Source organism: Nocardiopsis alkaliphila YIM 80379 (genome assembly GCF_000341005.1).
In the GTDB taxonomy this organism is placed as follows: Bacteria; Actinomycetota; Actinomycetes; order Streptosporangiales; family Streptosporangiaceae; genus Nocardiopsis; species Nocardiopsis alkaliphila.
Window position 1 is genome coordinate 1 of sequence record NZ_ANBD01000105.1, and the last position, 26,710, is coordinate 26,710.

Consider the following 26,710-nt stretch of genomic DNA (forward strand, 5'->3'; position numbering starts at 1 on the left):
TGGTCGTGGGCGGTGATCACCAGCGGGGTGGCACGGGAGATCAGGTGCAGCCGTTCCAGGGACGCCAGCGCCAGCCGAACCTCGTGTGCGTCCAGGACGCGGGGTGGGCGCAGGCGCCGGCCCAGGTGGCCACGGACCGGTCCAGACACCAAGACCTGTTCGGGTGTGGTCGGCGGGCCGAGTGAGCAGATCAGTTCCATGAGTGGGCGCGCCAGCCCGGTCGGATGGTGCTGGTCGGCCCGTGCCAGGGCCGCTTCCCGGGCATCGGAGTGTTCGCGGAGCAGGGCCAGGTAGGCGGCGCAGGTGATGCGTTGGTCGGCCATGTGGGCCACGGCCTGCCCCAGCGCGAGCGGTGATCGGTTCAAGGCCTGAGCGAGGGCGTCCCGTTCCCGAGGGTCGTGCGGGACGCCGGCCTCGGTCAGGGCGGTGCGCAGGTACGCGCTGGCCTCGGATTCGGTGAAGACGTCCACGCTGACCAGGCACCGGCCCCGGGGCCCGAACCGTTGTCCGGGCAATCGAGTGGTGACGATCATCCGGCCTCGTTCCCGGCCGGTGGGCGGCCACAGGTCCTCGACCCCGCCGGGGTCGGCCAGGGAGTCCCACACCACCAGCCAGTGTCGCTCGGTGCCGGGGGGCGGGGCGTGCAGCCACGACAGCAACCGCCCGGCGGCGAGTTCGGGATCGTCGGGGCAGTGCTTCAAGAGCCGTCGCGCGGCGTGGGCGTAGGCGAACACCACCCCGTCCCGACTCGTGGCGTCGGCCCAGACCAGCAGGGTGTCGGGGTGCCGGTCCAGGAGGGCTCGGGCGTGGTGTGCGGCCAATTGGGTCTTGCCGACGCCGCCGGGGCCGGTGAGCACCTGGTGCGCGGCGGGTTCCCCGAACCCGGCGAGGGCCTCGTCGAGGATCGGGGACGGTTTCCTGGGATGGAAGGGGCAAACCCGTTCGGGGACGGGGACGGCCCCGGTCTTGAACTGCGAGGTCATCGGGTTTCGGCGGGTGTGGAAAGCATCGGCGTTGTCGCCGTGTCCGTGGCCAGAAGTCAACAGCCGTACCCTTCCCGGGGTCCGAGGGAGTCGTTTTCAGCCCCGGTGAAGGGGTTTCGGTCGATCCAGTTCCCTTTACCCAGGGGAGTCAACCCCATCGTTTTTGTTAGGCCAGGTCACCGCTGTGCACTTTTTCGGGCACTCGGACCACCCACCCATCACCCACCCACGATGGCCTGGGCGAGGTCGTAGCGTTCATGGGGTTCCTCCAGGCGCAACGAGTGGGCCAGGACGCGCAAGTCGTCCGCGCCGATCGAACCCACCGGCCGTACGCTCGCGATGGTCTCGTCGGAGAGGACGACACGGATCTCCACGGCCGCGCCCCGGTACACCGACACCAGCGAACCGTCCTCGAGGCAGTTCACCCCGGTGAGGTCGCACTCGGCGAACACGCCTTCCTCACCGCGCTCCTCGGACCAGCTCACCACGTACACGCCCTCGGTGGCCGTGTGCGCGTAGGTCAGCCGTAGGCCCTCACGAACCTCGTGCACGCCCACCGGGACCCAACCCTCATGGTCCAGCACCACGATCGGGTACTCGAACTCCTCGACCTGGGAGAGGGAACGCTCATCGGACCGTCGCTCGCGCAGGTGGTCGGCGACCAGCGGAAGCGCCACCAGGACGGCGATCACCACGGCCAGACCGGGTAGCACGCCCGGTCGCCGGTATTTCAGTGCCCGGTGGGTGAGCACGCACGCACCCATGGCCACGGTGGTCACCACCGCCGTGGCCACCACGCTGAGCAGGGTCGTCCCGCCGGGCAGCGGCTCGAATACGGGGGGCAGGAAGGACAGGACCATCGGTACGGCCATCCCGGTCCCCACCACCAGGGCCGCGGTCGAGTTCGGATGACTCGCCCCGGCACCCATGAGCCAGTGCCGGGACAACGACCACATGAGCAGCATGACACCGACGGCGACCGGGGCGAGCAGCAGGGCGCCCAGGCCCGCACCGCTCAGGGTCAGGGCCCGGGCGGTGTCCCACATCCCGATCGGGAGCAGCGCCATGATGGGGGACCCCACCAGGCACAGAACGAGGATCGCACCGACCGCGGCGGCCCGGGGTCGGTCCGTGGACACTCGTGTCGGCACGTCGTCCATCAGACTCGGATCAACCTCCCGTGGGAGGAATCACGCTACGCCGGTCGACGCCCGTGCGCCAGGGGCGCAACGCGGGATCCGGACCGTCCTTCGAGGTCAGCGACCGAGGCGACGCACGTAGGGTCGGCGGGCCAGGTTGAACTGCGACCACTTGGGGTCGAGTTGGGTGCGCAGTTGGACGCCGCCCTGGGGCCAGTCCATCAGGGCGGCCTCGAACTCGGGCAGTACCCCTGAGTCCGGGTCGAGGTAGTAGATGTACATCCGTTGCCCGGAACCGGTTTGTCGCATGAACAGGGCGCCGTCCTCCCCGAGGATCCGGGCGAGCCCGGTCTCCAGTTCGGCCAGGGCGGTGGTCGAGGACTCCTGGGGCAGCCGATCACCGTCGGCGTCGGTGTAGGGCACCAGGACCTGTACGAACAGCGACAGGGCGGGGAAGTCGCGACGGGTGACGGGGTGGCGGAGCAGGATCTCCACCGGGCCCTGCAAGGGCAGACGTCCGTGCAGGGTCACCCAACCCCCGGTGCCACCGAGGAGGTCGCCCATCTGTTCGGCGACCGCGGGCATGGAGGTGGGCGGGAGCGGGTCCAGGGGGCGCTCGGCGAGGGAGGTCACCTTGCCCACCCAACGGACCACCTCGTCCTCGCCCAGGGCGAGCATGGTGACGTGGTCGGCGACGGCCTGGCGGGTCTGGTCGGACAGGAACATGTTGTCGGGGTGGTAGACGCCCACATCGATCCTGCCGTTGGCCTGGTCGACCCGCATGGACACCGACACGTGCGACAGGTCGAGTTCGTGCTCGTCCCACAGGACCGTGCTGGAGAGTCGATCGTGGTCGGCGGGGCGCACGGGGTGGAAGAGCCACCGGTCGTCCTCGGGTGCCGCGCGGAACCAGCGTTCGGCCTGGATACGCGCCTCCTCGGAGACCCCCGGACGCAGCGTCAGCGCGTAGGCGGGCGCGTCGGTGAGTTTGGAGGGGTCATCGAGCGCGGCGAGCTGTTCCAGCAGTACGGCCGGGTCGATGTCGGTCGACAGGTCCAGATCCTCCAGCCCGGCCCGGGGTTCGGGCGCCTCGCCGATCTCCCAGTCCAGGTCCGGGTGGATCGCCCGCAGCAGGGCGGAGATCCTTTCGGACGTCTCAGAGTCCACTGGGGCACCGGAGTCCACGGATTCGGCCAACGCCGAGCGCAAGGAGGGCCAAGCCTCCCAGAAGGCGGCCAGACCGGCGGTGGCGGCCGTGGCGGCGGAGTCGGTGGGGTCGTTGGAACGACGACGACGGAACAGAGCCATGTGTCGATTTTCGCAGAAACAAACGAGTACCGCCGCCTCGGAGAGGGCCATACCCTGGACAGCACTATGACTTTGCGTGTACTGGCCGCCATGTCCGGCGGAGTCGACTCCGCGGTTGCCGCGGCCCGTGTGGCCGAGGCGGGATACGACGTCACCGGCGTTCATCTGGCCCTCTCCAAGAATCCACAGTCCTACCGGAGCGGCGCTCGTGGCTGCTGCACCGTGGAGGACTCCCACGACGCGCGCCGGGCGGCGGACGTCATCGGCATCCCCTTCTACGTGTGGGACATGTCGGAGGAGTTCGATCGGGAGGTGGTCCAGGACTTCGTCGCCGAGTACGAGGCGGGCAACACCCCCAACCCGTGTCTGCGCTGCAACGAGAAGATCAAGTTCGAGGCGGTGCTGGACCGCGCCGTCGCTCTGGGTTTCGACGTGGTGGTGACCGGACACCACGTTCGCAAGGTCGATGGTCGGCTGGTGCGCAGCGTGGACGAGGCCAAGGACCAGTCGTACGTGTTGGGCGTGCTCAACGCCGAGCAGTTGGAGCACGCGATGTTCCCGCTGGGCGACTGCACCAAGGAGGAGGTGCGGGCCGAGGCGGAGCGGCGTGGTCTGTCGGTGGCCGACAAACCCGACAGTCACGACATCTGTTTCATCGCCGATGGTGACACCGCCGGGTTCCTCAACAAGCGGCTGGGGGAGAAGCCCGGGCCGATCCAGGACGAGGACGGCAACGTGGTGGGCACCCACAAGGGGTCGCACGCCTTCACCATCGGTCAGCGCAAGGGCCTGGGGCTGAGCGGAGCGCCGAACCCGCGATACGTGCTGTCCATCGAGCCGGTGAACAACACGGTGACGGTGGGGCCGCGCGAGTCGCTGCGGGTGGACGAGATCGTGGGGAACAGGCCGGTCTGGAGCGGCAGCGCGCCGTTGACCGAGCCGACCGAGTGCCACGTGCAGTTGCGGGCGCACGGCGAGGTGTATCCGGCCACCGTGTGGCAGCGCGAATCGGAGGGTGGTCCCGAACTGGTGGTCCGTCTGGCCGAGCCCGCCCGAGGGGTGGCCGCCGGGCAGGCCGTGGTGGTCTACGACGGTGACGCGGTGCTGGGGTCGGCGACCATCGCCACTACTTCCCGCGCCGAGGAGGGTGTCCCCCAGGTCGGGAAGGTGTGATCTGGGCGGTGTCCTTCAGCGCCTCCGCTTCGCTTTGGCGTGTTCGGGCGCCTGGGAGTCAGGAACCCTCGGCACCTACGGTGTGATGGCCCCTACCTCGCGATCCCACCTACGGAGCCTCCACGGGTTTCCAGAAGAAGCCAGGGCCCGACGGCGCCCGAACGGACACCCCCGTGGCCCACCGAACAGGACCTGGATCCTTCAGACGCAGGACACTAGATCCTGTTTTCCGCCCTTTGCCCCTTGTCAAGGTTAGGTTAGGCAATGCAAAGTTGGTGTGGTCAAGGGCTGTAGGGGGTCGTTCCGTGCCGCAGTTCGCGTTCCTGGAGGGGCAACCCTTCTGGGTGGTCTACGCCACCCTGCTCGTGGTGATCATGCTGCGTGCCCCCGCCACCCACCTGCTCGGCCGGGGCGTGGGCGCCGGGGCCAACCGTGGCCGACTCGGGGAACGTCTGGGCCCGAAACTGGAGACGGCCAAGCAGCGAATCGACCGCTACGGCGCACCCGTGGTCACGCTCAGCTTCCTCACCATCGGCATGCAGACCGCCGTCCACTTCGCCTCGGGCACCGTGCGCATGCGCTTGCCCGTCTACCTCACCGCGACGTTCGTCGGCGGGCTGATCTGGGCCGGACTGTGGGGCACCGTGATCTCCGGTCTGGGCGGCACCTGGCTGGTGTTGTTCCTCGACTCGCCTTGGACGGCGGTGGGCGTGGTCGTGGTGGCCGTGCTGATCGTCGGCCTCCTGGTGCTGCGTCATCGTCGGCGCGACGGATCCGACCAGGAAACCTTCGCCGAGGTCCCCTGAGCCCCCTTCGTGCTGGGCCACGGCTCCACCTCCACGGGGCTTGGAGAGCGGGGCCCAACGGTGGTCGACCAACCCTTAGCGTTGAGGCCATGCACATCAACGTGGACGCGATCCTGTTCGACATCGATGGCACCCTGGTGGACTCCACACACGCGGTGGAGCGCACCTGGCGAGTGTGGGCCGAGGCCCACGGCGTCGACCCCGAGGCCGTCCTGGAGGTCTCCCATGGGCGCCGCTCACAGGACACCATCGCCATGTTCCTACCGTCCGAACGGGTCGACGCCGCCGTGGAGGAGTTGGAGGAACTCGAACTCGCCGCCGTTGACGGGACCCTGGCCTTGCCCGCCACCGGTGAACTCCTCAAGGCCCTGCCGGCCGATCGCTGGGCCGCCGTCACCTCGGGTGGACGTCGACTGATGTGCGAACGCCTGGCCGTGGCCGGGTTGCCCGTCCCGGACGTGCTGGTGGCCGCAGAGGACGTGAGCGTGGGCAAACCCGATCCGCAGGGCTATCGGATGGCCGCCGCCGCGCTCGGCCATCCTCCGAGGCGCTGCCTGGTGGTCGAGGACGCGCCCGCCGGTGTTCGGGCCGGCCTGGCCGCCGGTGCCACCGTCCTGGCGGTGGCCACCTCCCACGAGCGCTCCGCTCTGGCAGGTCTGGGCGCCGCCGCCGTGGTGGACGACCTGACGGCCTGCACCCTGCGCACCACGACCGAGGGTCTGGAGCTCTTCCTCCGCTGAACATCGCGGTTGCCCTAACCTTGGGCAACGTGAGTCAACAGCACCCCTACCCCTGGCCCATCGCGTCCTTCACCGGTGTCGGATCCTGGCCCGGCGATGACCCCGATGAGGCGGTGCGCACCGTCCTCGGGGAACTCCCGGACCTGCCGCACCTGCCCGAACTCCCCGGGCGGGGCGCCGGCGCCGACATGATCGGCCGTACCGGGACCCTCCTGGTCGACCTGCCCATCGAGGTCCAGCCCACCGGCTGGCGGGTCGTGGACACCCCTGGCCGCGACCTGGCGCGGGGGGCGAGCTTTTTGTCCTACGACCTGGACGCCCTCACCGAGCACGCGCACTCCTACACCGGACCGCTCAAGGTCCAGGTGGCCGGACCGTGGACCATGGCGGCCTCGGTGGAGCTGCGCAACGGTCAACGTCTGGTCAGCGACCTCGGAGCGGTGCGGGACCTGGCCGAGTCACACCTGGAGGGTGTGCTCGCCCACCTGGCGAACGTGCGCGCACGTGTGCCCGGCGCCGAACTCGTGGCGCAGATCGACGAACCCTCGCTGCCCGCGGTGTTGGTGGGGTCCCTGCCCACCGCCAGCGGCTACGGCCTCCTGCCCTCGGTGGACCGGGTGCGGGTGGAGACGGTGTTGCGGAACCTGTTCGAGGCGCTCCGTGAAGCGGGGGCGACCCCCGCCGTCCACTGTTGCGCCCCCTCGGTCCCCGTGGACCTGTTGCGTCGCAGCGGCGCCCGCGCCCTGGGGCTGAACGCGCACCTGGTGGGCCGCGACCACGACGAGATGATCGGCGCCGCCGTCGAGGACGGGGTGGGCCTGATGTTGGGCGTCGTACCCGCCGTGGGGGGCCGCGAAATGTCGGACCCGGCGACTAACGTCGACCCCGTACGCGAGCTGTGGAATCGACTGGGGTTCAGCCCTGACCTGCTGTCCCGCGCCGTTGTCACCACACCGACCTGCGGGTTGGCGGGTGCCTCCCCGCACCACGCCAGAGCGGCCCTCAAGGCCCTCCGTGACGGGGCCCGGGTCCTTCGGGACGAGCCCCGCAAGTGACCCCGAACAATCCAGAAAGGCAGGCCGTGAGCGCGCCCGACAACACCGAAGTCCCCGACCAGGCACGCGCCCGCCACGCCGAGTTGTGTCGTGACCTGGACGACCACGGCTACCGGTACTACATGGGCAAACCCATCATCTCCGACGCCGAGTACGACCGGCTCATGCTGGAGCTGCGCGAGATCGAGGACCGGTACCCGATCCTGATCACCCAGGACTCGCCCACCCAGAAGGTCGGCGCGCCCATCAGCGTCGACTTCGCCGAGGTCGAGCACCTGGTGCGGATGGAGAGCCTGGGCAACGCCTTCGACTTCGACGAGCTCACCGCCTGGGCGGACCGTGCCTCGGCGGAGGTGCCGGTCGACGCCTACCTGTGCGAGCTCAAGATCGATGGGCTCGCCGTGGACCTGGTCTACGAGAAGGGGCGCCTGATACGCGCCGCCACCCGGGGCGATGGCCGGGTGGGTGAGGACATCACCCTGAACGTGCGGACCATCGCGGTGGTGCCCGAGCGGCTCGACGAGAGTGTTCGCGCGGCCCCCGAACTGTTGGAGGTGCGCGGTGAGGTCTTCCTCCCGGTGGAGGACTTCACCGAACTCAACAAGCGCATCGCCGACGAGGGCCGGCACGCGCCGTTCGCCAACCCGCGCAACGCCGCCGCCGGTTCGCTGAGGCAGAAGGATCCTCGGGTGACCGCCACCCGCCCGTTGTCGATGATCGTGCACGGTGTGGGCGCGTACACACCGGCTCTGGGTGAGGAGGACGTGGCCTTCACCAGCCAGTCCCAGGCCTACCGGTTGCTGGGGGAGTGGGGGCTGCCGTTGAGCGACCGCTACAAGGTGCTCTCCGGCATGGACGAGGTCCGCGACTACGTCGCCTACTACCAGGAAAACCGGCACGAGCCCGCCTACGAGATCGACGGCATCGTCGTCAAGGTGGACGACTTCGCCCTTCAACGACGGTTGGGCTCCACCAGTCGAGCACCGCGCTGGGCGATCGCCTACAAGTACCCGCCCGAAGAGGTCACCACCCGATTGCTCGACATCAAGGTGGGTGTGGGCCGCACCGGGCGCGTCACCCCCTACGGGGTCATGGAACCGGTCGTGGTCGCGGGTTCGGAGGTGGAGTTCGCCACCCTGCACAACGCCCAAGAGGTGGCCCGCAAGGCGGTCCTGATCGGTGACGTGGTGGTGCTGCGCAAGGCGGGCGACGTCATCCCCGAGATCGTCGGCCCGGTGGTGGAGCGTCGTGAGGGCACCGAACGCGAGTTCGTCATGCCCAAGGACTGCCCCGAGTGCGGCACCGAGTTGGGGCAGCAGAAGGAGGGCGACGTGGACCTGCGCTGTCCCAACGCCCGCTCCTGCCCCGGTCAACTGCGCGAACGCCTCGCCTTCATCGCCGGGCGCAAGGCCTTGGACATCGAGGCCTTGGGGTACGTGGCCGCCACCGCCCTCACCCAACCGTTGGAACCCGCCGAGCCACCGCTCAAGGACGAGGGCGACCTGTTCGACCTCACCGTCGAACAACTGTTGCCGATCCGCACCCACGTGCTGGATCCGGACACCACCGAGCCCAAGACCGATCCCAAGACGGGTGAGCCCAAGGTCGTCTCCTTCTTCGCCAACCTCAAGGGCGAGCCGAAGAAGACGGTGGACAAGCTCTTCGAGCAGTTGGAGGAGGCCAAGAGGAAACCGCTGTGGCGGGTCCTGGTCTCCCTGTCCATCCGGCACGTGGGCCCTCGCGCGGCCGAGGACCTGGCTCGACACTTCCGGTCCATGGACGCCATCCGCAACGCCACCGAGGAGGAGTTGGCCGCGGTGGACGGGATCGGCCCGACCATCGCCAGGTCCGTGCGCGAATGGTTCGAGGTGGACTGGCACGCCGAGATCGTTCGCAAGTGGGCGGATGCGGGCGTGCGGATGGAGGACGAGGGCCAGGCCCCGGGTTCGCGCCTGTTGGAGGGGGTGACGGTGGTGGTCACCGGTTCCTTGGAGGGGTTCACCCGCGACGGGGCCAAGGAGGCCATCGCCGAGGAGGGCGGCCGGGCCACGAGTTCGGTGTCCAAGAAGACCTCGTTCGTGGTGGTGGGCGACGCCCCCGGTTCCAAGTACGACAAGGCAGTGAAGTTGGGGGTGCCGGTACTGGACGAAACGGGCTTCAAGGTCCTGCTGGAGGAGGGGCCCGATGCGGCGGAGGCGGTACGAATCAACCCTTCCGACGATCCGTCCTGATTGACAAATAATTTCACCGATAGTTTCCGCCGTGCGACAGTTGGTGACGAAACCTCGTAAGCTGGACGCCAATACCCCGGATATGGACATGGCCGTATCCGGGTTTACGGTCATGAAGCTCGAGGACGCGGATGAAGGACCCCAACAGTAATCGGGACATCGGCCCCCGGATCGGGACCCCGCTGTGGCTCTACATGGCGGGTGCCACCGTCGCGGGGGCCGCCATGCTCACGGCCTCCACCGTGGGGCTCGGTCTCGATCAGCTGTACCGGCTGTCCCAGGAACCGCTCACCTGGGTACTGCTGTGCATGGTGGCCCTCGGTGAACTCAAACCCATCGCCATACCCGGCCGACCACCGGGCACCGGCGTCCCCACCTCACTCCCCTTCAGCTTCGCCCTCGTCATCTTCTACGGGCTTCCCGTCGCCGCCCTCGTCCAGTGCGCCGCCACCATCGTCGCCGGCGTGGCCCGTGGGCACGCCGCCCACCGCACCGCCTTCAACTCCGCCCAGTACGTTCTGACCCTGGGCGTGGCCGACGCGGTCCTTCGTCTGACCCTCCCCCTGCTCGTGGTCACCCCCCGCGTCCCCGAGGGGGCGGAACTCGTCGCCATCGCCCTCGCCGGAACGGCCTCCTTCGTCGTCAACCGCGTCCTGGTGTCGTGCGCCGTGGCCATGCACGAACGCGTGCCACTGAACCAGGTCATGTTCAAGGGGCTGCGCCAACAGGTCTACGTGAACGCAGTCCTGCTCGGCCTGGCGCCACTCGTCGTCCTGGCGATGGTCCACTCGGTCCTGTACGTGCCCCTGTTCCTCCTCCCACTCGGGGCCCTGCACGCCAGTGCTCTGCTACTGGTCAAGCGCGATCACCAGGCCAATCACGACGAACTCACCGGCCTGGCCAACCGCAAGCTCCTCACCGTCCGTTCCAGGCGGGAGATCGCCCAGGCGGATCAGCACGGCACCCGGGTGGGCCTGCTCCTACTCGATCTGGACCGGTTCAAGGAGGTCAACGACACCCTGGGGCATCCCACCGGGGATCGTCTCCTACAGACCCTCGCACGCCGCCTCAGCCACAGTGTTCGCCCCAACGACCTCGTCGCACGCCTGGGCGGAGACGAGTTCGCCATCCTGTTGCCCCACGTCCGCGACTCCGCCGCCGCCCGTGAGGTGGCCCTGCGTCTGCGCGGCGCCCTCGCCGAGCCGGTCCGCCTCGACGGCATGGACTTCGACCTCCAGGCCAGTACCGGTATCGCCCTCTACCCGGACGACGCCCCCGACTTCGCGCTCCTGCTGCAGCGCGCCGACGTCGCCATGTACGTGGCCAAGTCCGACCGCACCGGCGTGGAGTGCTACGACCCCACCAAGGACCGCAATTCCACCGCTCGCCTGAGCATGTACAGCGAACTGCGCCGTGGCCTGGCCGACGGCGCCCTGGAAATGCGCTACCAGCCCAAGGTCCGCCTCCTCGACGGCCGACCCGTCGGCCTGGAAGCGCTGGCCCGCTGGCGCCATCCCACTCGAGGACTGCTCGGACCCGACGAATTCCTCCCGGTCATCGAACACACCCACCTGCTCCGTGCCTTCACCACCCAGGTGCTCGACATCACCCTGGCCCGTATCGCCCGTTGGGAAGCCACAGGACTCACCTTGCAGGTCTCGGTCGATCTGGGCGTGGACGAACTGCTCGACCCCGAGCTGCCCGAAACCGTCGCCGCCGCCCTAAGCGAACACGAGGTGCCCGCCGAGCGGCTCGTCCTGGAGATCAGTGAACGCACCCTCATCACCGACAACGACGCGGCCACCATCGCAGTGGAACGGCTGCGCGACCTCGGGGTGGGCCTGGCCCTGGACGACTTCGGTACCGGCCACTTCACCCTCGCCCAACTGGCCGAACTACCCCTTGACGAGATCAAGCTCCACGAGTCCTTCACCACTCGTCTGGCCGATGACGGATCCGGCGGACACACGGTGGTGCGCGCCGCCATCGCCCTGGTCCGGGCCTTGGGCATGCGAGCCACCGCCGAAGGAGTGCACGGTGCTCGGCTGGCCGAGGCCGCCTCAAGGGCCGGCTGCCACGTGGCCCAAGGGAATCACTTCGCCGAACCGCTGGACCCCCGTGACGTGCCGGCCTGGCTGGCCGAGCACGGAATCCGGCCCCGGACCCGACCCCGTGGATGACCGGTTGTGGCCATGGAACCCGATACCGCAGTTCAAGGACGTGTTCGGGGCCGGGCGACCCGAGCTCGGTGAGCGCCGCAAGGGTCACCATGGGTGGCGGGCTGTTAACTTGACCCTCACCCCACCCAAGAGTCCAAGGAAGATCCCCCATGCCTTCGCACGAGGTAGGCGTCAACGTCACCGACGCCTACGGAGCCGGTGTCAACGCCGAACAGTACGCGTCCTCGTTCAACGGACTGCACGCTGATTTCAACGACGTGTTGGACGCGGCCAAGGACGCTTGTGCCGAAGATCCCCGGGTCACGGGTTGGTCCTCCTACGGGGAGGAGCAGGCCGAGGCCATCGCGAGGGTCGAACACCACGGAGTCGGGCTGGCGGAGAACATTCAGGGTGGTGCTGCGGAAGTAGCCAACACCGATGCCCAGGCGGCCGATACCTACGGATCGGTGGACGTGCCGTCATACCTTCCGGGTACCTACCACTGACCCTGCTTCACCAGCCCTCCTCCCGACTCCTCAGTCGGTTCAACACCTTTGACGACAAGGTAATCCGTGTATTTCTCTCCCCCCAAGTGTGATGTCGAGACCGCGAAACTCGATCAAGCAGCCGATGACATGCTCGACATCGTCGCCCGTATCACCGGCAAGAGCGGAGATCTGAAGGAACTCTTCGACGACGGGGCCAAGGAGTTCTCCGACCTGATCGCCCAGGACGTCTACTCGGTCGCCAATGACAATCACGGAGCCTGGACCTCGGCGTTGGCCACCTGCTGGCATGTGTGGGGTGTGCTGACCAAGTGGAGCGGTGATGTGGATCGTTACAAGGCCAGAATCGCCGGCCTACAGGAAGAATGGGACACGGCGGTCGGCAACAACTTCGGTCTCGACCCGGACGACATCGGTTTGGTCGAGGCCCGCCGGGCGCTGGCCGGGGTTCTCAACGATCGCGCACGCGGTTATTGGGAGACCTTGGAGGAAGAAGCCGAAGACAACTCCGACAACCTGCAGGGCGGGCCCACAGTGGCCAACCTGCGAGAACTCATCGATGCCGGGGTGCTCGGGTTCGCGGCCTACAACGCCACGCGCCAAATCATGTACTATCCGTCCACTTTCGACACCGGCGAGAGGGACGGGGAGGCCTTTCTGCCGTACGTGACCGGTGAGAAGGAACCGGACGATGAGTACTACCGGCTGGTCGAGCAGCTGGCCATGCTCAACGCACTGGCCGCGGACGCCAAGCGTAACGGTGAACCGCTCCGGGATTTCCAGCTCGAGTACTTGGAGGAGTTCTACGACGCTCTGGACGGGGCCGCCGAGGGCGGGGTGGTCGGCATCCCCGCCCGGGTGGACGGTGGGCACCTGAGTGACGCAGAGCGCGAACAGATGCTGGGAACCCTGGGAGACGGGCTCTTGGTGCTGTCAGACGAAGCTACCGGCGGTAGTTACGACGTGCTGCCGGAAAGTGTGCGATCCGTCGTCGAAGGGCCTGACTTCAGCACTGACAAGTCGGGCCGTGGCGCGGGGAACATCCTCGACGACTGGAGGACGCAGGCCGCGGGCTTGAGTGAACTGTTCACCCACACGGACGAGCACTTGGAGGGTGGCGCGGAGTTCTCCACCCGGCTGATGGAAGCCGCTTCTCGTGAGGTGGAGCGGCTCGGCGCCCCGGGCGCGGGTTACCACCGCGATGACGGTGATATGTCCAGATTCGTGGAAGTGGCAACACGTAATGATGATGCTAACCACGCACTTCTTACCGGCGAGTACCCGGAAGGCGTGGATGCCGACCTTCCGTGGAGCGGCCCCAGTGCTGAAGAGAACCGGATCAAAGCCCTGGAACACCTGTACACCCATGACTGGGGTGACGATGGGGAGGCGGTCCGGGGGATCACCGACTGGATCGCGGATGGCCCTTCGGGCGGGGACGACGACACTGAAGGTGAACGTCGTGAGGCCGCGCTGTCCGCGTTGATGGAACTTATGGAAAGCGAAGATTTCCAGGACTCCCTGTTTAATACGGGAGAGCATGTGACTGAGGATGATGTCACTTGGCACAATGCCTCGGCTGGTCATCTGAATCCTGAATTGGCGGATAGCTTCGCTGATATTTTCATCGCTTTCCAGGATGCCTTCGCAAACACGGATGGGCTCTCTGGCAATACTCCTCTGGGGGGCGGAGAGGGAATCGAGCTTACCCCTGAAGCGAGAATGGCTTTTACTCAGTTGGCTATGGGGGATCCAGACGCTGCGGGCAGAGTTTACAGTGAGGCTCTACTGCGTACAGCGGAGGCGATGGAAGAGTACTCGACCAATACTGGTGAGAGGGACCCAGAGGCGCATGTTGGCGCCGCAAGTCTGCAGGCTCTGGTGGAAGTGGCCTTGCTGAACGAGAGTATTGCACGTGAGACGAACAATCAGGAATTTGTCGACTATCGCAATAAAGTCGCTATCTCCGCGATTAACATTGTCGGTGGTGTGGCAGGGGACGTAGAAGTTTCTGGTTTGATTGTGGAGCTCGCCAAAAGTGTTGCCGGTGAGGCATTTGAGGTATCTGGGACGTCAGCGGAACCTCAAATCGAGGTGAGCGGGGATTGGATGAAATCCGAACGAATGATGGGTTACGCGCTCGGTGTCGCTGCGGCGAAGGATCCAGATCTCATGGCTGAGCTTAGCGAGGAGGGGATCGCGAAGAGGGATGAATCTGGAGATCTTTACATTCCTCCGGACCACAGTACCTGGGGAAAATCTGGTTCCGATGCTCTCCTGTATAAATACTATGGTCAGATTGACGACCTCCCGTGGCCTGATGGTGAAAGTAGTGCCAGAGATGCCGTGCAGGATTTTGTTATGCACTTCGATTTGATCGAGGGTAAGTGGGATGAATATCTTAAGGCTAAATAGTGAAAATTATAATATCAAAATCGGATACTCGCTTTGGATTTTCTGAGTTCGGTATTTCTGCGCCTTTTTGTTTTGGGCTCAGGGTGACCGCGTGTATGTCCCTTGTGTTGCTGGTGGCTGGTTGTTTTTCTTTGGGGTCTTCCCATGGCACACATGAACCTGGAGTTCCCCCGGGGTATGTGGAGTCGGTTGGTGAGATTGCCTGGAGGTGGGAGCCACCTCGGGGAGGCGGAGAGGGTTTCATTCGCGAGACGAGTGAGGGGTTTGTCGTTCTTCTGGAGGGTGGCGCTTTCGCTCTTTCAGGGGAGACTGGTAAGGAACTCTGGTCGTACTATGACTCCCAAGAAAAGTTTGTCTCCGAAGTGACCGACAATGGAGAGTATGTCGTGCTGCACGACAAGGAGACGTTTCGAACGGTTCTCTTGGAAAAGGAGACTGGAAAGGTATTTCAAGAATACAACCTCGATATGGATGAATTCGATCACACATATCGCGTGCGGTCTGGCCACCAGCATGATGCCTTGAGGGGTATCACCGGCGACACTTGGGTCGTTCGCTGGCAAGACCAGGTGATTTCCTATGGCCTGGATACAGGGGAGGAGCTCTGGGCTGCCGTCGATGTGGCACATTGTTCTGATCAGGGGTCGGTCGATGCACTGAGTGTGCAGGGCGATGTGGTGGTAGTAGCGACCACTTGTTACGAACAACCTGAGGAAAAAGAGTCGGTGGAGTGGATCCAGGGCTGGGACTTCACATCAGAACTGGTCGGGATCGACCCTGAGAGCGGGGAGGAGCTCTGGCGTGTTGAACACACGATTGGGCGCAGCCCCATTGAATCCCTGCAGCGTGATATCAGTTTTTATCCGGGAGGACTGGTGGGCGTCCACTACCTCGACTCCTATGACCTGGAACCTTCACTTCTTGACATAGAAGCGAAGGAGGTCACTGACCTGGAGACACGCAGTCTTCTATGGGTCTCTCCAGACGGGTCCCGTCTGGGTCTGTGGGACACCGAGACCGGTGATTACTTGATCCAGAGTCGCTCAGGTGAGACCGGACGCACGTTGAAACCCGAGGTCGTGTCCACGCATGAGAAGCTCGTGACTGAGGGTTTCAAGGTCGGTCTGGAAGACGGGATGCTCTACCTGAATGGAGGGGTGATGGAGGATGCCTCTGCTGCTCCTGGGGGGTTCGCGCGGTTCGAGGGGTTCGATGGCTCCATGACGTTCACCTGGGGCGAAGCGGAGAGCCTAAGGGTGACCGACGCGCTCAGCGTCCCCGGAGCGGTGGCCGTCGCGTACCGGGCCGATGGCGAACCCGGTGTCATGGGCCTCAGGTGAGACAGAGCGACACCGGGACCGGTGACGGACCAATAGGATTGTGCTGATCACCCGTCCGCCGAAGAAACGGTTCTCTGCTGATGACCGCCATCACCCGCGACGAGGTCGCACACCTCGCCCGGTTGTCACGGCTGGCGCTCGACGAGAGCGAGTACGACACGCTCGCCGCCCAGCTCGGTGACATCCTCACCGCAATGGCCAAGGTGCAGGAGGTCGCCCAAGGCGACATCCCACCGAGCTCGCACGCCCTGCCGCTGACCAACGTCTACCGCCCCGACGAGGCCAAGCCCGGCCTCACCCCTGAGCAGGCCCTGGCCGCTGCCCCCGCGGTCGAGGACCAGCGCTTCCGCGTCCCGCGGATCCTTGGGGAGGAAGAATAGATGAGCGACGTCATTCGGCTGAGCGCCGCCGAACTCGGTGCCGCCATCAAGGCGGGTGAGGTCTCCTCGGAGGAGGCCACCACCGCCTACCTGGATCGGATCGAGCAGGTCGACGGCGACATCGGCGCCTTCCTGCACGTGGGACGCCAGGCCGCGCTGGAGCAGGCCCGCGCGGTGGACGCCAAGCGCGCCGAGGGCGCCGAGCTGGGCCCCCTGGCCGGTGTGCCGATCGCGCACAAGGACGTGTTCACCACCAAGGACATGCCCACCACCGCGGCGTCCAAGATCCTCGAGGGTTGGCAGCCGCCCTACGACGCCACCGTCACCGCTCGCCTGCGTGAGGCGGGGATGGTCATCCTGGGCAAGACCAACATGGACGAGTTCGCGATGGGCTCCTCCACGGAGAACTCCGCCTACCAGCTCACCCGCAACCCCTGGGACACCGACCGCATCCCGGGCGGTTCCTCGGGTGGTTCCTCCGCCGCGATCGCCGCCTTCGAGGCGCCCCTGGCCACCGGGACCGACACCGGCGGCTCCATTCGCGAGCCCGCCGCCCTGTGCGGCCTGGTCGGGGCCAAGCCCACCTACGGTGGCTCCTCCCGGTACGGGATGATCGCCTTCGCCTCCTCGTTGGACACCGCCGGCCCCTTCGCGCGCAACGTGCTGGACGCCGCACTGCTCCACGAAGCCTTCTCCGGGCACGACCCGCGTGACTCCACCTCCGTGGACGCGCCCGTGCCCCCGGTGGTGGAGGCCGCCAAGTCCGGTGACGTCCAAGGACTGACGGTGGGCGTGGTCAAGCAACTCGACCACAAGGAGAGCACCCAGGACGGTGTGCACCAGCGCTTCCAGGAGACCTTGGAGACACTGGAGTCCCTGGGCGCCAAGATCGTCGAGGTGTCCTGCCCCAGCTTCGAGGTGGCCCTGAGCACCTACTACCTCATCGCGCCCAGCGAGGCCTCCTCGAACCTGGCCCGGTTCGACGCGATGCGTTACGGCCTGCGGGTCGGGGACGACGGCACGCGCAGTGCCGAAGAGGTCATGGCGCTGACCCGGGCCCAGGGTTTTGGCCCCGAGGTCAAGCGCCGGATCATGCTCGGTACCTACGCCCTGTCCAGCGGCTACTACGACGCCTACTACGGCAGTGCCCAGAAGGCTCGTACGCTGATCAAGCGCGACTTCGACGCGGCCTTCGAGAAGGTGGACGTGCTGGTCTCCCCGACCACCCCGACCACCGCCTTCCCGATCGGTGAGCGCACCGAGGACCCCATGGCCATGTACCTGGCCGACCTGTGCACCATCCCGTCCAACCTGGCGGGGAACGCTTCGCTGTCGGTGCCGTGCGGCCTGGCCCCGGAGGACGGCCTGCCGGTCGGCTTCCAGATCATGGCTCCCGCCCTGGCCGACGACCGCACCTACCGCGTCGCGGCCGCCATCGAGCGCGCCGTGACCGAACGGGACGGGGCGCTGATCGCCCGCAGCCCCTACGCGGTCTGATCCAGGTGACGAAGTAGGCCCTCACACTCGCGGGTGTGAGGGCCTTTTCCGTGTGCCACCTCGGATCCTCCTCACCCGGAAACCCTCGTCGGAGGGTCGGGTGGGGTGGTGCCATCCCCGCCCAGCGCCACCAGGGCGGCCAGGGCCAGAGCGATCACGGCGTTGCCGGTGAGCGCCGGGCCACGGGACGATCCGATCCGAACCATGGCCGTGAACGACGAAGGCCCGCCCCCGTGACGTGCACGGGAACGGACCCTGTCGTTGTTCAGGCCCTTGGACTCGGGTCAGCCCGCGATGTCCTCGGCGGCGGCCTTGCGCTTGCGGCTCAGGTAGAGGGCGCCACCACCGGCACCCAGGGCGGCGATGCCGGCCGCGACCAGACCGGCCAGCGCGCCACCGGTCACCGGCAGCTTCGGCTCGTCGTCTTCCTTACCGGGGGCCGGCTTGTCGTCCTCCGGGGTGGGCTCCTCCTCGGGAGTCTCCTCCGGGTTCGGCTTCGGGTCCGGCTCGTCGATCTCCTCGGGCTCCTCGGGCTCCGGGGTGGGCTCGGGCTCCGGGGCGGGCTCGTCGGCGGCGGACCATTCGACGTGGGCGCCGGCCTTGACCGAAACCTCGCTGTCCTCGGCGGTGATCAAGGTCTGGGTGGCCTTGGTGGCGTGCTCACCCTTGAACAGGCGACCCTTCTGGATGGTGGAGCTGGTCTCCAGCTTGAAGGAGGCCTCGCCCGCCTCGGCGTCCTCGGAGACGGCGAAGCCGACCTTGTCACCGTCGTTGACGGAGGTGACGGCCTCACCGGTCGCCAGGTCGACCAGCTCGACGCCCTCGGGCGCGCTCAGGTCGACCGGGATGTCGGAGGCGCTGGTGGAGATCTGGAACTCACCGATGGTCTCGCCGGCGGTGCCGGTGGCCGCGTCCGGGGTGACGCTCAGGGAGGCCGGGGTCTGCTCCAGCTCCTGGGCGTTCTCGACCAGGTAGTCGTAGACCTCTCGCACGGCCGGCTGGTTGCGACGGTCCAAGGTGGCGCCGTTGCTGAAGTGCCAGATGGCGGCCTGGGTACCGGCCAGAGCGTCCTGGTCGCTGATCCGGGCGTTGGTGCCGATCGCGCTCTGAAGCTCGTTGCTGCTCAGTGCCGGGTAGCTGTTCTGCAGGATCCAGAGGACCTTGCCGGGTTCGGCGAAGGAGCCCTTACCCGGGTAGTTGGCCCAGTCGTCCTCGTTGTACCAGGCCTGCGAGCGGATGCCCGTCTCGATGTCGATGCAGTAGGTGATGAGCGTGCCACCGTTTTCGACCTGCAGGTTGAACAGGGTGGTTCCGATGGTGCGCCCGTCCATGTGGACGGTGCTGCCGCTCTGGTGGTTGCTCACGTACTGGGCACGCACGTGGTCATCGCCCGGCTCGGCGGCGGCGGGGGCGGCCAGACCGAGGGCAAGGAAGGCGGCGGTGGAGACCGCCACGCCCGTACGGGAGAAGGCACGGGGAGAGAGGGAGATCTTCAACTTGTGTCCTGTCATGAGGTGCTGTGACACGTGTCCCCCGGGGCAAGAAGGAAAGCGGGAGACGGGGGAGGGGCCTCAGATCGAGGATGCGGGGCTCGAATGGGCCCTGTGAAAACAACACTACCAGTTTGGGTGTGTCCGATATTAGCGAAAGGGACCCGTTTTTGGAACGGGTCCCTTCGCCTGGAAAGCTCAGCCCCTAGGCTTGGCTGTCCTCACCTGCGGCCTTGCGCTTGCGGCTCAGGTAGAGGGCGCCACCACCGGCGCCCAGGGCGGCGATGCCGGCCGCGACCAGACCGGCCAGCGCGCCACCGGTCACCGGCAGAGTGGGCTCCTCCTCCTTGGGCGGAGCGGGCTTGTCCTCACCCGGCTTGCTCGGCTCCGGGCTCGGGGTCGGGGTGGGTTCCGGGGTCGGCTCCGGCTCCGGTTCCGGGCTCGGGGTCTGGTCTCCGTCGTCCGGCTTGGCGTCCCAACCGGCCGAGGCCGAAGCGGAGGCCTCGGTCTGGCCACCCTCGGCGGTGATCAGCGTCTGAGTCTTGGGCTTCTCCTTCTTGCCCAGGAAGAGGCGGCCGCTCTCGACCCGCGAGGTGGCGTGCAGGCTGAAGGAGGCCTCGCCCGCCTCGGCGTCCTCGGGAACGGCGAAACCGACCTTGTCACCGTCGTTGACGGAGGTGACGGCCTCACCGGTCTCGACGTCGACCAGCTCGACGCCCTCGGGCGCGCTCAGGTCGACCGGAACGTCGGTGGCGTTGGTCTCGATGAGGAACTCACCGACCGTCTCGCCGGCGGTGCCGGTGGCCGAGTCCGGGGTGATGCTCAACGCGGCCTTGGGCTCGTCGGTCTGGGGCAGTTCGACGGCGTTCTCGGTGAGGTGGGTGAAGACCGCCTCGACGGCGGCGCTATTGCCGTCACCGAGGTCCATGTCATTGCTGAAGTGCCAGATGGCGGCCTGTGTACCGGAAAGGGCGTCGCCATTGCTCAGCCCTTCCACGCCGGCGGCCTCACCGAGGGCGGCGGCGTCAAGGCGGGGGTAACCGTTCTGCAGGACCCAGTGGACCTTGCCCGGCTGGGCGAAGGAGCCCTTACCCGGGTAGTTCTCCCACTTGTCCTCCTTGTACCAGGCCTTGTTCTGGATATTGGTGCGGAAGTCGATGCAATAGGCGGTGAGGACCGTGTCCTGGTCCTTCAGTTTCAGGTTGAACAGGCTGGCCGGGGCGGAACCACCGGCCATGTACACCTTGGGTCCGCTTTCGGCGTTGCCGATGTACTGCGCCTCGACCGATCCCTCGTAGGTCTCGACGTCGTCGGCGGCGGCGGGGGCGGCCAGACCGAAGGTGAGCAGGGCCGCGGCGGAGGCGGCAAGGCCCGCACGCGCAACGGTTCGGGGGAGAAAGTGGTTACTCAAATCGTGTCCCGGTGCATCTAGGGGGTGTTACCGGATGGATCCGCCGGTGTAGGAAGGAAACGACACCGTGGTCGGGGGATGAAGGCGATGTCTCCGACGGGGCTTATGACACGGGAGCGGGCCGCGTATGCCGTGGGGATTATCGATCGCCCGCCCGATACTAGCGATCCGATTCGACCTTTCCAAGTCACTTCGCAAAAAATGTGGATCGGCTTTTCCCGTGTACACCGGCATTCTCAATCCCGGCGTTTGCGCCCCAAAACCAGAATGAGCAGGCCGGATACCACCAGGGCCCCGGCGATGACCAGAAGACCGGATACCCAGGTGCCGGTGAACGCCAACCCGTCCTCGGAATTTCGGTCACCGCCTTCGGTCGCCTGCGCCGTCGCCTCGGGGGTTCCGGCGTGGGTTTCCTCGTGGGGGGATGGGGACTGTGGCTCGACCGGCGGGGGGTGATCGTCGACGGTGGCCTCGGATGGTTCCTCGGCGTGCCAGGTGAACGTCGCGGTGGTGAAACTGGTCGCCGTTCCGGGCTCGGCGGTGATGAGCGGCTGGGTGCGAACCCCCTCGCGCCCGATGAACAGACGTCCCTCCTCCAAGGGCACGTCGCTCCCACGTACGTGCAGGGTGGCCACCCCGGACGGCACCGATGGGTCCACGTTCAGGTAGATCGGGCCGCCGTCCTCGACCAGGGAGACCTCCCGACCCTCGCCGTCGACCAACCAGGAGGCCGGGGCACCGCGCACCGACACCCGCACCGGCTCCCCGCCCGAGTTGCTCACCGTCAGCGGGCCCAGGGGTTCGGTGGGGGCGACCGCTTCCAGGTGGGAGGGAGAGACCTCCAGGGACCGGGCGGTCGTGCCGTCCCGCGCGGTGGAACTGCCTTGGACCAGATGCTCGAACAGGTGCAGTACGTCCCCGTCGTTGGCCTCCGGATCCGGGTCCACTCCGTCCAACACGTGCCACAGAGCGGCCTGGGTCGCGGCGATGGCGGTGTGCTCCTCCAACCGGGTCAGGCCCGCCGCCGAGGCCACCGTGTCCAGGGGCCGGTTCGGGTAGGAATTGCGCACGATCCAGTTCGCACGGTCGGCCGGGTCGGTGCTCGAAGTGCCGTCGCTCCATTCCGGGTGCTCGGCCCAGGCCGACTCGACATAGGCGGTGCGTGGACGCACCTGTTCGTCCAACACCGTCGCGTAGGCGCGTACCGAGCCTTGGTCGGCCACACGCAGACTGAACAGGGCGGTATCCGCCTCGACACCGTCCGTGATCATTACGGGCATGCCCGAGACCGGGTCACGGTCCACGCGAGAGAAGTCCTCCGCGAGGGACGGTGAGGCGGAAAGGGTACCGATCAGTGCGGTGGCGCAGAGCAGCGCGACGCACCGACGCAAAGTGCCGGACATGCTCGGGCGCTCCCGTGCGAAGGGCGGTCGGGCGAGAAGACCCGAACGGCGAATTCGTGTTCCTGGGGGATCAAGACTAACGGTCCGGCACCCTGAGTAACGGTAGATCTCCTCTACAGCGGCCCAATCGTGTGCTCGCCGTGACATCCGTCGGACGGGTCACAACCGTGGGTGCGGGACCAGAGGGCCCGCGAATCTCGGTAGGCTGACCTGGAAGGTATGTCCTCTACTGAAACGGGTTTGCGGCGATGGCCCACGCGGTAACGCCTAGCTTCGAGCAGGCGCTGAACAAGTACGAGCCCGTACTCGGCCTGGAGACCCACATCGAGCTGGGTACCGCTTCCAAGATGTTCTGCTCCTGCCCCACCGCGTTCGGTGCCGAGCCCAACACCCAGGTGTGCCCGGTGTGCCTGGCCCTGCCCGGCTCCCTGCCGGTGGTCAACGAGACGGCGGTGGAGAGCGCGATTCGTCTGGGACTGGCGCTCAACTGCTCCGTCGCCCCGTGGGGCCGGTTCGCCCGGAAGAACTACTTCTACCCGGACATGCCGAAGAACTACCAGATCTCCCAGTACGACGAGCCGATCTGTGTCGACGGCCACCTCGACGTCACCGTCGACACCCCCCAGGGCCCGCGCGAGTTCCGCATCGAGATCGAGCGCGTGCACATGGAGGAGGACACCGGCAAGTCCCTCCACGTGGGTGGTTCCACGGGGCGGATCCACGGCGCCAGCCACTCCAACGTGGACTACAACCGCGCCGGTATCCCACTGCTGGAGATCGTCACCAAGCCCATCACCGGCACCGGTGCCCTCGCTCCGCTGGTGGCCCGCGCCTACGCCGCCGAGCTGCGCGACCTGGCCCGCTCCCTGGGCATCTCCGACGTGCGCATGGAGGAGGGCTCCATGCGCTGCGACGTGAACGTGTCCATCAACGAGATCGGGGCCTCGGAATGGGGCACCCGCAGCGAGACCAAGAACGTCAACTCGCTGCGTTCGGTCGAGCGAGCCGTGAGTTCGGAGATCGAGCGTCAGGCCGCTGTGCTCGACGCCGGTGATCGCGTGGTCCAAGAGACCCGTCACTTCCAGGAGCACCTCGGCCGCAGCACCTCGGGTCGCTCCAAGGAGGAGGCCCAGGACTACCGCTACTTCCCGGACCCCGACCTGGTCCCGGTCGCTCCGCCCAAGGAGTGGATCGAGGAGTTGCGCGCCACCTTGCCCGAGCTTCCCGCCGCCCAGCGGGCCCGGATCAAGGACGAGTGGAAGCTGACCGACACCGAGCTGCGCGATCTGGTCAACGCCGACGCCATCGGTCTGGTCGAGGCGACCGTCGCCGAAGGCGCCCCCTCCGCCCAGGCTCGTAAGCTGTGGCTGAACGAGCTGTCCCGTCACGCCACCGAGCAGGAGGTGGAGCTGGACTCCCTGCCCATCACCCCCGCCCAGGTCGCCCGGATCATCGCGCTGGTCGCCGAGGGTACGCTCACCAACAAGTTGGCCCGTCAGGTGGTCGAGGGCGTGCTGGCCGGTGAGGGTGAGCCGGACGCCGTCGTGGAGGCCCGGGGCCTGAAGGTGGTCAGTGACGACGGAGCGTTGGGTGCCGCGGTGGACGAAGCCATCGCCGCCAACCCCGACGCCGCCGAGAAGGTGCGGGGCGGCAAGGTGGCCGCGGCCGGTGCTCTGGTCGGCGCGGTCATGAAGGCCACCCGTGGGCAGGCCGACGCCGGTCGGGCGCGTGAACTCATCTTGGAAAAGCTCACCTGATGGGTCACCCAAGGTGATCGCTCCGTCGCCATCTCTCAGCCGACCCTCAATCACCGTGTGACCTTGGTTGCGTAGGGTGTTGGTGCACGGGGGGTGTGTGCGGTCCACCGCGTCCTGAGTCGAGTGATCACGAGGTGGGTGCTCCATGGCCCAAGAGAGAGTTCGGCGGCGGGGAGGCCGGTGATGACCCTCCAAGCACGCCGCCTGTCGTTGTTCGGGCTGGGCACGCTCTTTTTTCTCTACCTTCTGGGAACGCTGATTCCGGTCGGGGAGAGCACCCTGGCGGCCACGCTGGGCCAGTGGCCCGGAGCGGTGGCCGCCGGGACGGCGGGTGTGTCCCTGCTCTACGCGGCCAAGCGTTGGACACGTACCGGCGCGGACCGGGAGGCCCACGCCGATGGGGCCGACGGGTCGGCGGCCTTGCGCTTCCTCGGCCTGGCCGCGCTCGCCTGGTGCGCGGGGGCGCTCACCCACGCCATCTCCCGAACGTTCAACGCCGGGTCGGTCTTTTCGATCACCCTGGGTGATCTGTTCGCGTTGGCCGCCCTGCCCTTCTTCGTCATCGGTTTCACGCGGTTCGCCCCTTGGCCGGGCGGTCTGCGCACGGCCACCCGGCACATCACCGACAGCTACGTGGGCGCCGCCGCGGTCTTCTCCGTGGTGTGGGTCCTGCTGTTCTCTCCGCTGTACGAGGAGCTGGGCGAGGGCGCCGGGCTGCTCGGGTTCGCCCTGGTGTACCCGGTGGCCGACATCGTGGTGCTATGCCTGCTCATGCCCCTGGTGTTCATGTCCCCGCACAGCACGCGCCGGGCGGTGCTGGTGGCCATCGGCGCGTTCATCGTCATCGCGACCTCGGACATGATCGGCGCGGTCGGCCGACTCACGGGCCCGCCGGTGGCGGGTGGAATCGAACAGCCGGTGCGCTTCTTGGGTTTCGCGCTGCTGGGCTCGCTCCCGTGGCTGGTGGAGCATCGGCCAGGGGCCCGACCTCGCCGGATCACCGGCCGAGGACTGTATCGTTTCGCCCCCGAATTCGCTGCCTTGGGTGCGGTTCTGGTGGCCACCCTCGTGTTGACGGTGGGCGGTCTGCGGCTGAACGACGTCGCCTCGGTGCTGCCCATCGCGGCCGGTACCGCCGTGGTCGTTCTGGTGGTTCGAGTACTGGGGATGTTGGAGGAGAACGCCACTCTGACCCGCATGGTGCGCAACCGTGAGGGGCACTTCAACGAATTGGCCCGCAACAGCGGCGACGTCATCTTGGTGTTGGACCGGGACGGCGGGGTCTCCTACGTCAGCCCGGGCACGGCCGAGACGTTCGGCTACCGCCTGGACGACGTGTTGGCCGCACCGGTCACCACGCTCATCCATCCCGAGGACCTGGGCCGCACTCGGGCGGTGGTGGACCTTTTCAAAGAGGGCACGGGTCAGGGGGTGCACCTTCGGTTGCGGGTACGCGCCGCCGACGGTACGTGGCGACACACCGAGTCCACGGTCTCCCTGTACGAACAGCCCGGCGAACCCGACCGGTTGCTGGTCACGACCCGTGACATCAGCGCCCAGGTGGCCCTGCAGGACCAGGTCGAGCACCTCACCTTCCACGACGGTGTGACCGGGCTGCCCAATCGGGCCTACCTGGAGGAGCGGGCCGGCAACGTGCTGGCGTACCGGGCCATGGACGACGAACCGGCCGGTGAGGTCGCGATGATCTTCCTCGACCTGGACGGGTTCACCGCCGTGAACGACTCCGCCGGGCACGTGCGCGGCGACCACATGCTGGGACAGGCCGCCCGGCGATTGCGCGGTGAGTTGGACTCCCACGCGACCCTGGCCCGCTGGGGCGGTGACGAGTTCGCCGTGTTGGTCGAGGGCGTGCCCGAGGGGCAGCGCGTGGTGGACATGGCCGAGCGGCTGGGGCGGGTGATCGCCTCCGAACCCTTCCAGGTGGCCGATCGGGACATCCTCCTGACCGCCAGCATCGGTGTGGCCTTCGCCGAATCGACCACGGACAGCGGCGAGCTGCTGCGCAACGCCGACGTGGCGATGACCCGGGCCAAGGAACGTGGCCCGGGCAACGTGGAGGTCTACGCGGCACACATGCACGACATGGTCGTGTCCCGTCTGGAACTACAGATCCGCCTGCGTCAGGCGCTCAGCAACGGTGAGTTCTTCCTCGAATACCAGCCCGTGGTGGACCTGGGGACGTCGCAGGTGACCGCGGTGGAGGCGCTGGTGCGCTGGGACCGCGACGGCGAGGTCATGGGCCCGGAGGACTTCATCGGCGCGGTCGAGGAATCCGGATTGATCGTGCCGCTGGGTGAGTGGATCCTGCGTGAGGCCTGCGAGAAGGTCGCCGTGTGGCGGGTATCGGACTGGGACATCGGCCTGTCGGTGAACCTGTCCGTCAAGCAGGTGCTCTCGCCCCGCTTCGTGAGCACCATCGAGGGCGTGCTCGCCGAGACGGGGCTGCCCGCCGAAGTGCTGACCCTGGAGGTCAACGAGGAGGTCCTGCTCGACGACGAGGGCGACGCGGTCGAACGCCTCGGTGAGCTCCGGGGTCTGGGTGTGCGTCTGGCCATCGACGACTACGGGATGGGCCACGCTTCCTTGGCGCACCTGCGCGAGCTGAGCGTGGACGCCATCAAGATCGACCCGTCCTTCATCGCCGGTCTGGGGCGCGACGACACGGTCACGCTGCTCACCCACACGATCATCCAGCTCGGCCGTGACCTGGGCGTCCAAGTGGTCGCGGAGGGCATCGAGAGGCCCGAACAGCTGGAGCAGCTGAGGGTGATGCGCTGTGACTACGGTCAGGGCTTCCTGGTGGCACGCCCGATGCCCGCGAGCGGCGTGGAGTCCCTCGTCGGTGGCGAGGCCGGAGTGAACCTCTAGCGAATCGTGTCCGAGGCGGACATGGCGG

Annotated in this window: 19 protein-coding genes and 1 pseudogene; 13 read left to right on the forward strand and 7 right to left on the reverse strand. The window is 67.1% G+C overall.

The genetic code is table 11. The annotated features are described in order from the left end of the window. The 3 genes and pseudogenes from D472_RS25635 to D472_RS0115255 form a co-directional block, all read right to left on the reverse strand. Positions 1-1,043, reverse strand: a pseudogene (locus tag D472_RS25635) (tetratricopeptide repeat protein); the annotation flags it as partial. 158 nt (positions 1,044-1,201) lie between these two features. Next, positions 1,202-2,143: a hypothetical protein gene (locus D472_RS27990; RefSeq protein WP_017605346.1), complete on the reverse strand. Its 942-nt coding sequence runs from the start codon at positions 2,141-2,143 to the stop codon at positions 1,202-1,204. A gap of 96 nt (positions 2,144-2,239) precedes the next feature. After that, positions 2,240-3,430 carry a DUF695 domain-containing protein gene (locus tag D472_RS0115255; protein ID WP_017605347.1) on the reverse strand — a complete coding sequence of 397 codons (1,191 nt, stop codon included), beginning with the start codon at positions 3,428-3,430 and terminating at the stop codon, positions 2,240-2,242. A 66-nt stretch (positions 3,431-3,496) separates the two neighbouring features. Between D472_RS0115255 and mnmA the strand changes: the two genes are divergently transcribed. The 11 genes from mnmA to gatA all read left to right on the forward strand — a co-directional run bounded on the left by mnmA (position 3,497) and on the right by gatA (position 17,732). Then, positions 3,497-4,603 (forward strand): tRNA 2-thiouridine(34) synthase MnmA, encoded by a 1,107-nt coding sequence (mnmA, locus tag D472_RS0115260; RefSeq protein ID WP_017605348.1) that lies wholly within the window; start codon positions 3,497-3,499, stop codon positions 4,601-4,603. 305 nt (positions 4,604-4,908) lie between these two features. After that, a complete protein-coding gene (locus D472_RS0115265; protein WP_017605349.1) occupies positions 4,909-5,409 on the forward strand; it encodes a DedA family protein in 501 nt (166 codons plus the stop codon). 89 nt (positions 5,410-5,498) lie between these two features. Further along, a complete protein-coding gene (locus D472_RS0115270; RefSeq protein WP_017605350.1) occupies positions 5,499-6,149 on the forward strand; it encodes an HAD-IA family hydrolase in 651 nt (216 codons plus the stop codon). 20 nt (positions 6,150-6,169) lie between these two features. Beyond that, complete coding sequence (locus tag D472_RS0115275; RefSeq protein ID WP_017605351.1) at positions 6,170-7,204, forward strand: methionine synthase; 1,035 nt, start codon at positions 6,170-6,172, stop codon at positions 7,202-7,204. Between the two features lie 26 nt (positions 7,205-7,230). Next, on the forward strand, positions 7,231-9,435 hold the full coding sequence (gene ligA, locus D472_RS0115280) for an NAD-dependent DNA ligase LigA (protein WP_017605352.1): 2,205 nt from the start codon (positions 7,231-7,233) through the stop codon (positions 9,433-9,435). A gap of 131 nt (positions 9,436-9,566) precedes the next feature. Next, on the forward strand, positions 9,567-11,615 hold the full coding sequence (locus D472_RS0115285; protein ID WP_017605353.1) for a putative bifunctional diguanylate cyclase/phosphodiesterase: 2,049 nt from the start codon (positions 9,567-9,569) through the stop codon (positions 11,613-11,615). Positions 11,616-11,764: 149 nt separating this feature from the next. Further along, positions 11,765-12,100: a hypothetical protein gene (locus D472_RS0115290; RefSeq protein ID WP_017605354.1), complete on the forward strand. Its 336-nt coding sequence runs from the start codon at positions 11,765-11,767 to the stop codon at positions 12,098-12,100. Between the two features lie 66 nt (positions 12,101-12,166). Further along, entirely contained in the window at positions 12,167-14,515 is a 2,349-nt protein-coding gene (locus D472_RS25650) for a TPR repeat region-containing protein (RefSeq protein WP_017605355.1), read from the forward strand. Positions 14,516-14,610: 95 nt separating this feature from the next. Next, positions 14,611-15,855: an outer membrane protein assembly factor BamB family protein gene (locus D472_RS0115300; protein WP_152447967.1), complete on the forward strand. Its 1,245-nt coding sequence runs from the start codon at positions 14,611-14,613 to the stop codon at positions 15,853-15,855. Between the two features lie 80 nt (positions 15,856-15,935). Then, complete coding sequence (gene gatC, locus D472_RS0115305; RefSeq protein WP_017605357.1) at positions 15,936-16,235, forward strand: Asp-tRNA(Asn)/Glu-tRNA(Gln) amidotransferase subunit GatC; 300 nt, start codon at positions 15,936-15,938, stop codon at positions 16,233-16,235. After that, on the forward strand, positions 16,236-17,732 hold the full coding sequence (gene gatA / locus D472_RS0115310; RefSeq protein ID WP_017605358.1) for an Asp-tRNA(Asn)/Glu-tRNA(Gln) amidotransferase subunit GatA: 1,497 nt from the start codon (positions 16,236-16,238) through the stop codon (positions 17,730-17,732). A gap of 71 nt (positions 17,733-17,803) precedes the next feature. On the opposite strand, the gene D472_RS29315 is transcribed toward gatA, so the two are convergent. From D472_RS29315 to D472_RS0115330, 4 genes are all read right to left on the reverse strand, one after another. Next, complete coding sequence (locus D472_RS29315) at positions 17,804-17,938, reverse strand: hypothetical protein (RefSeq protein ID WP_017605359.1); 135 nt, start codon at positions 17,936-17,938, stop codon at positions 17,804-17,806. A gap of 78 nt (positions 17,939-18,016) precedes the next feature. Next, positions 18,017-19,243, reverse strand: coding sequence for a thioester domain-containing protein (locus tag D472_RS0115320; RefSeq protein WP_017605360.1), 1,227 nt, complete (start codon positions 19,241-19,243; stop codon positions 18,017-18,019). A 184-nt stretch (positions 19,244-19,427) separates the two neighbouring features. Next, positions 19,428-20,633, reverse strand: coding sequence for a thioester domain-containing protein (locus D472_RS0115325; RefSeq protein ID WP_017605361.1), 1,206 nt, complete (start codon positions 20,631-20,633; stop codon positions 19,428-19,430). 236 nt (positions 20,634-20,869) lie between these two features. Next, positions 20,870-22,036, reverse strand: a complete 1,167-nt coding sequence (locus tag D472_RS0115330; RefSeq protein ID WP_017605362.1) for a thioester domain-containing protein — start codon at positions 22,034-22,036, stop codon at positions 20,870-20,872. A gap of 248 nt (positions 22,037-22,284) precedes the next feature. Between D472_RS0115330 and gatB the strand changes: the two genes are divergently transcribed. Together gatB and D472_RS0115340 are read left to right on the forward strand one after the other, a co-directional pair. Then, on the forward strand, positions 22,285-23,793 hold the full coding sequence (gatB, locus tag D472_RS0115335; protein ID WP_017605363.1) for an Asp-tRNA(Asn)/Glu-tRNA(Gln) amidotransferase subunit GatB: 1,509 nt from the start codon (positions 22,285-22,287) through the stop codon (positions 23,791-23,793). A 183-nt stretch (positions 23,794-23,976) separates the two neighbouring features. Beyond that, positions 23,977-26,682, forward strand: coding sequence for a GGDEF domain-containing phosphodiesterase (locus D472_RS0115340; RefSeq protein ID WP_017605364.1), 2,706 nt, complete (start codon positions 23,977-23,979; stop codon positions 26,680-26,682). Positions 26,683-26,710: the final 28 nt, after the last annotated feature.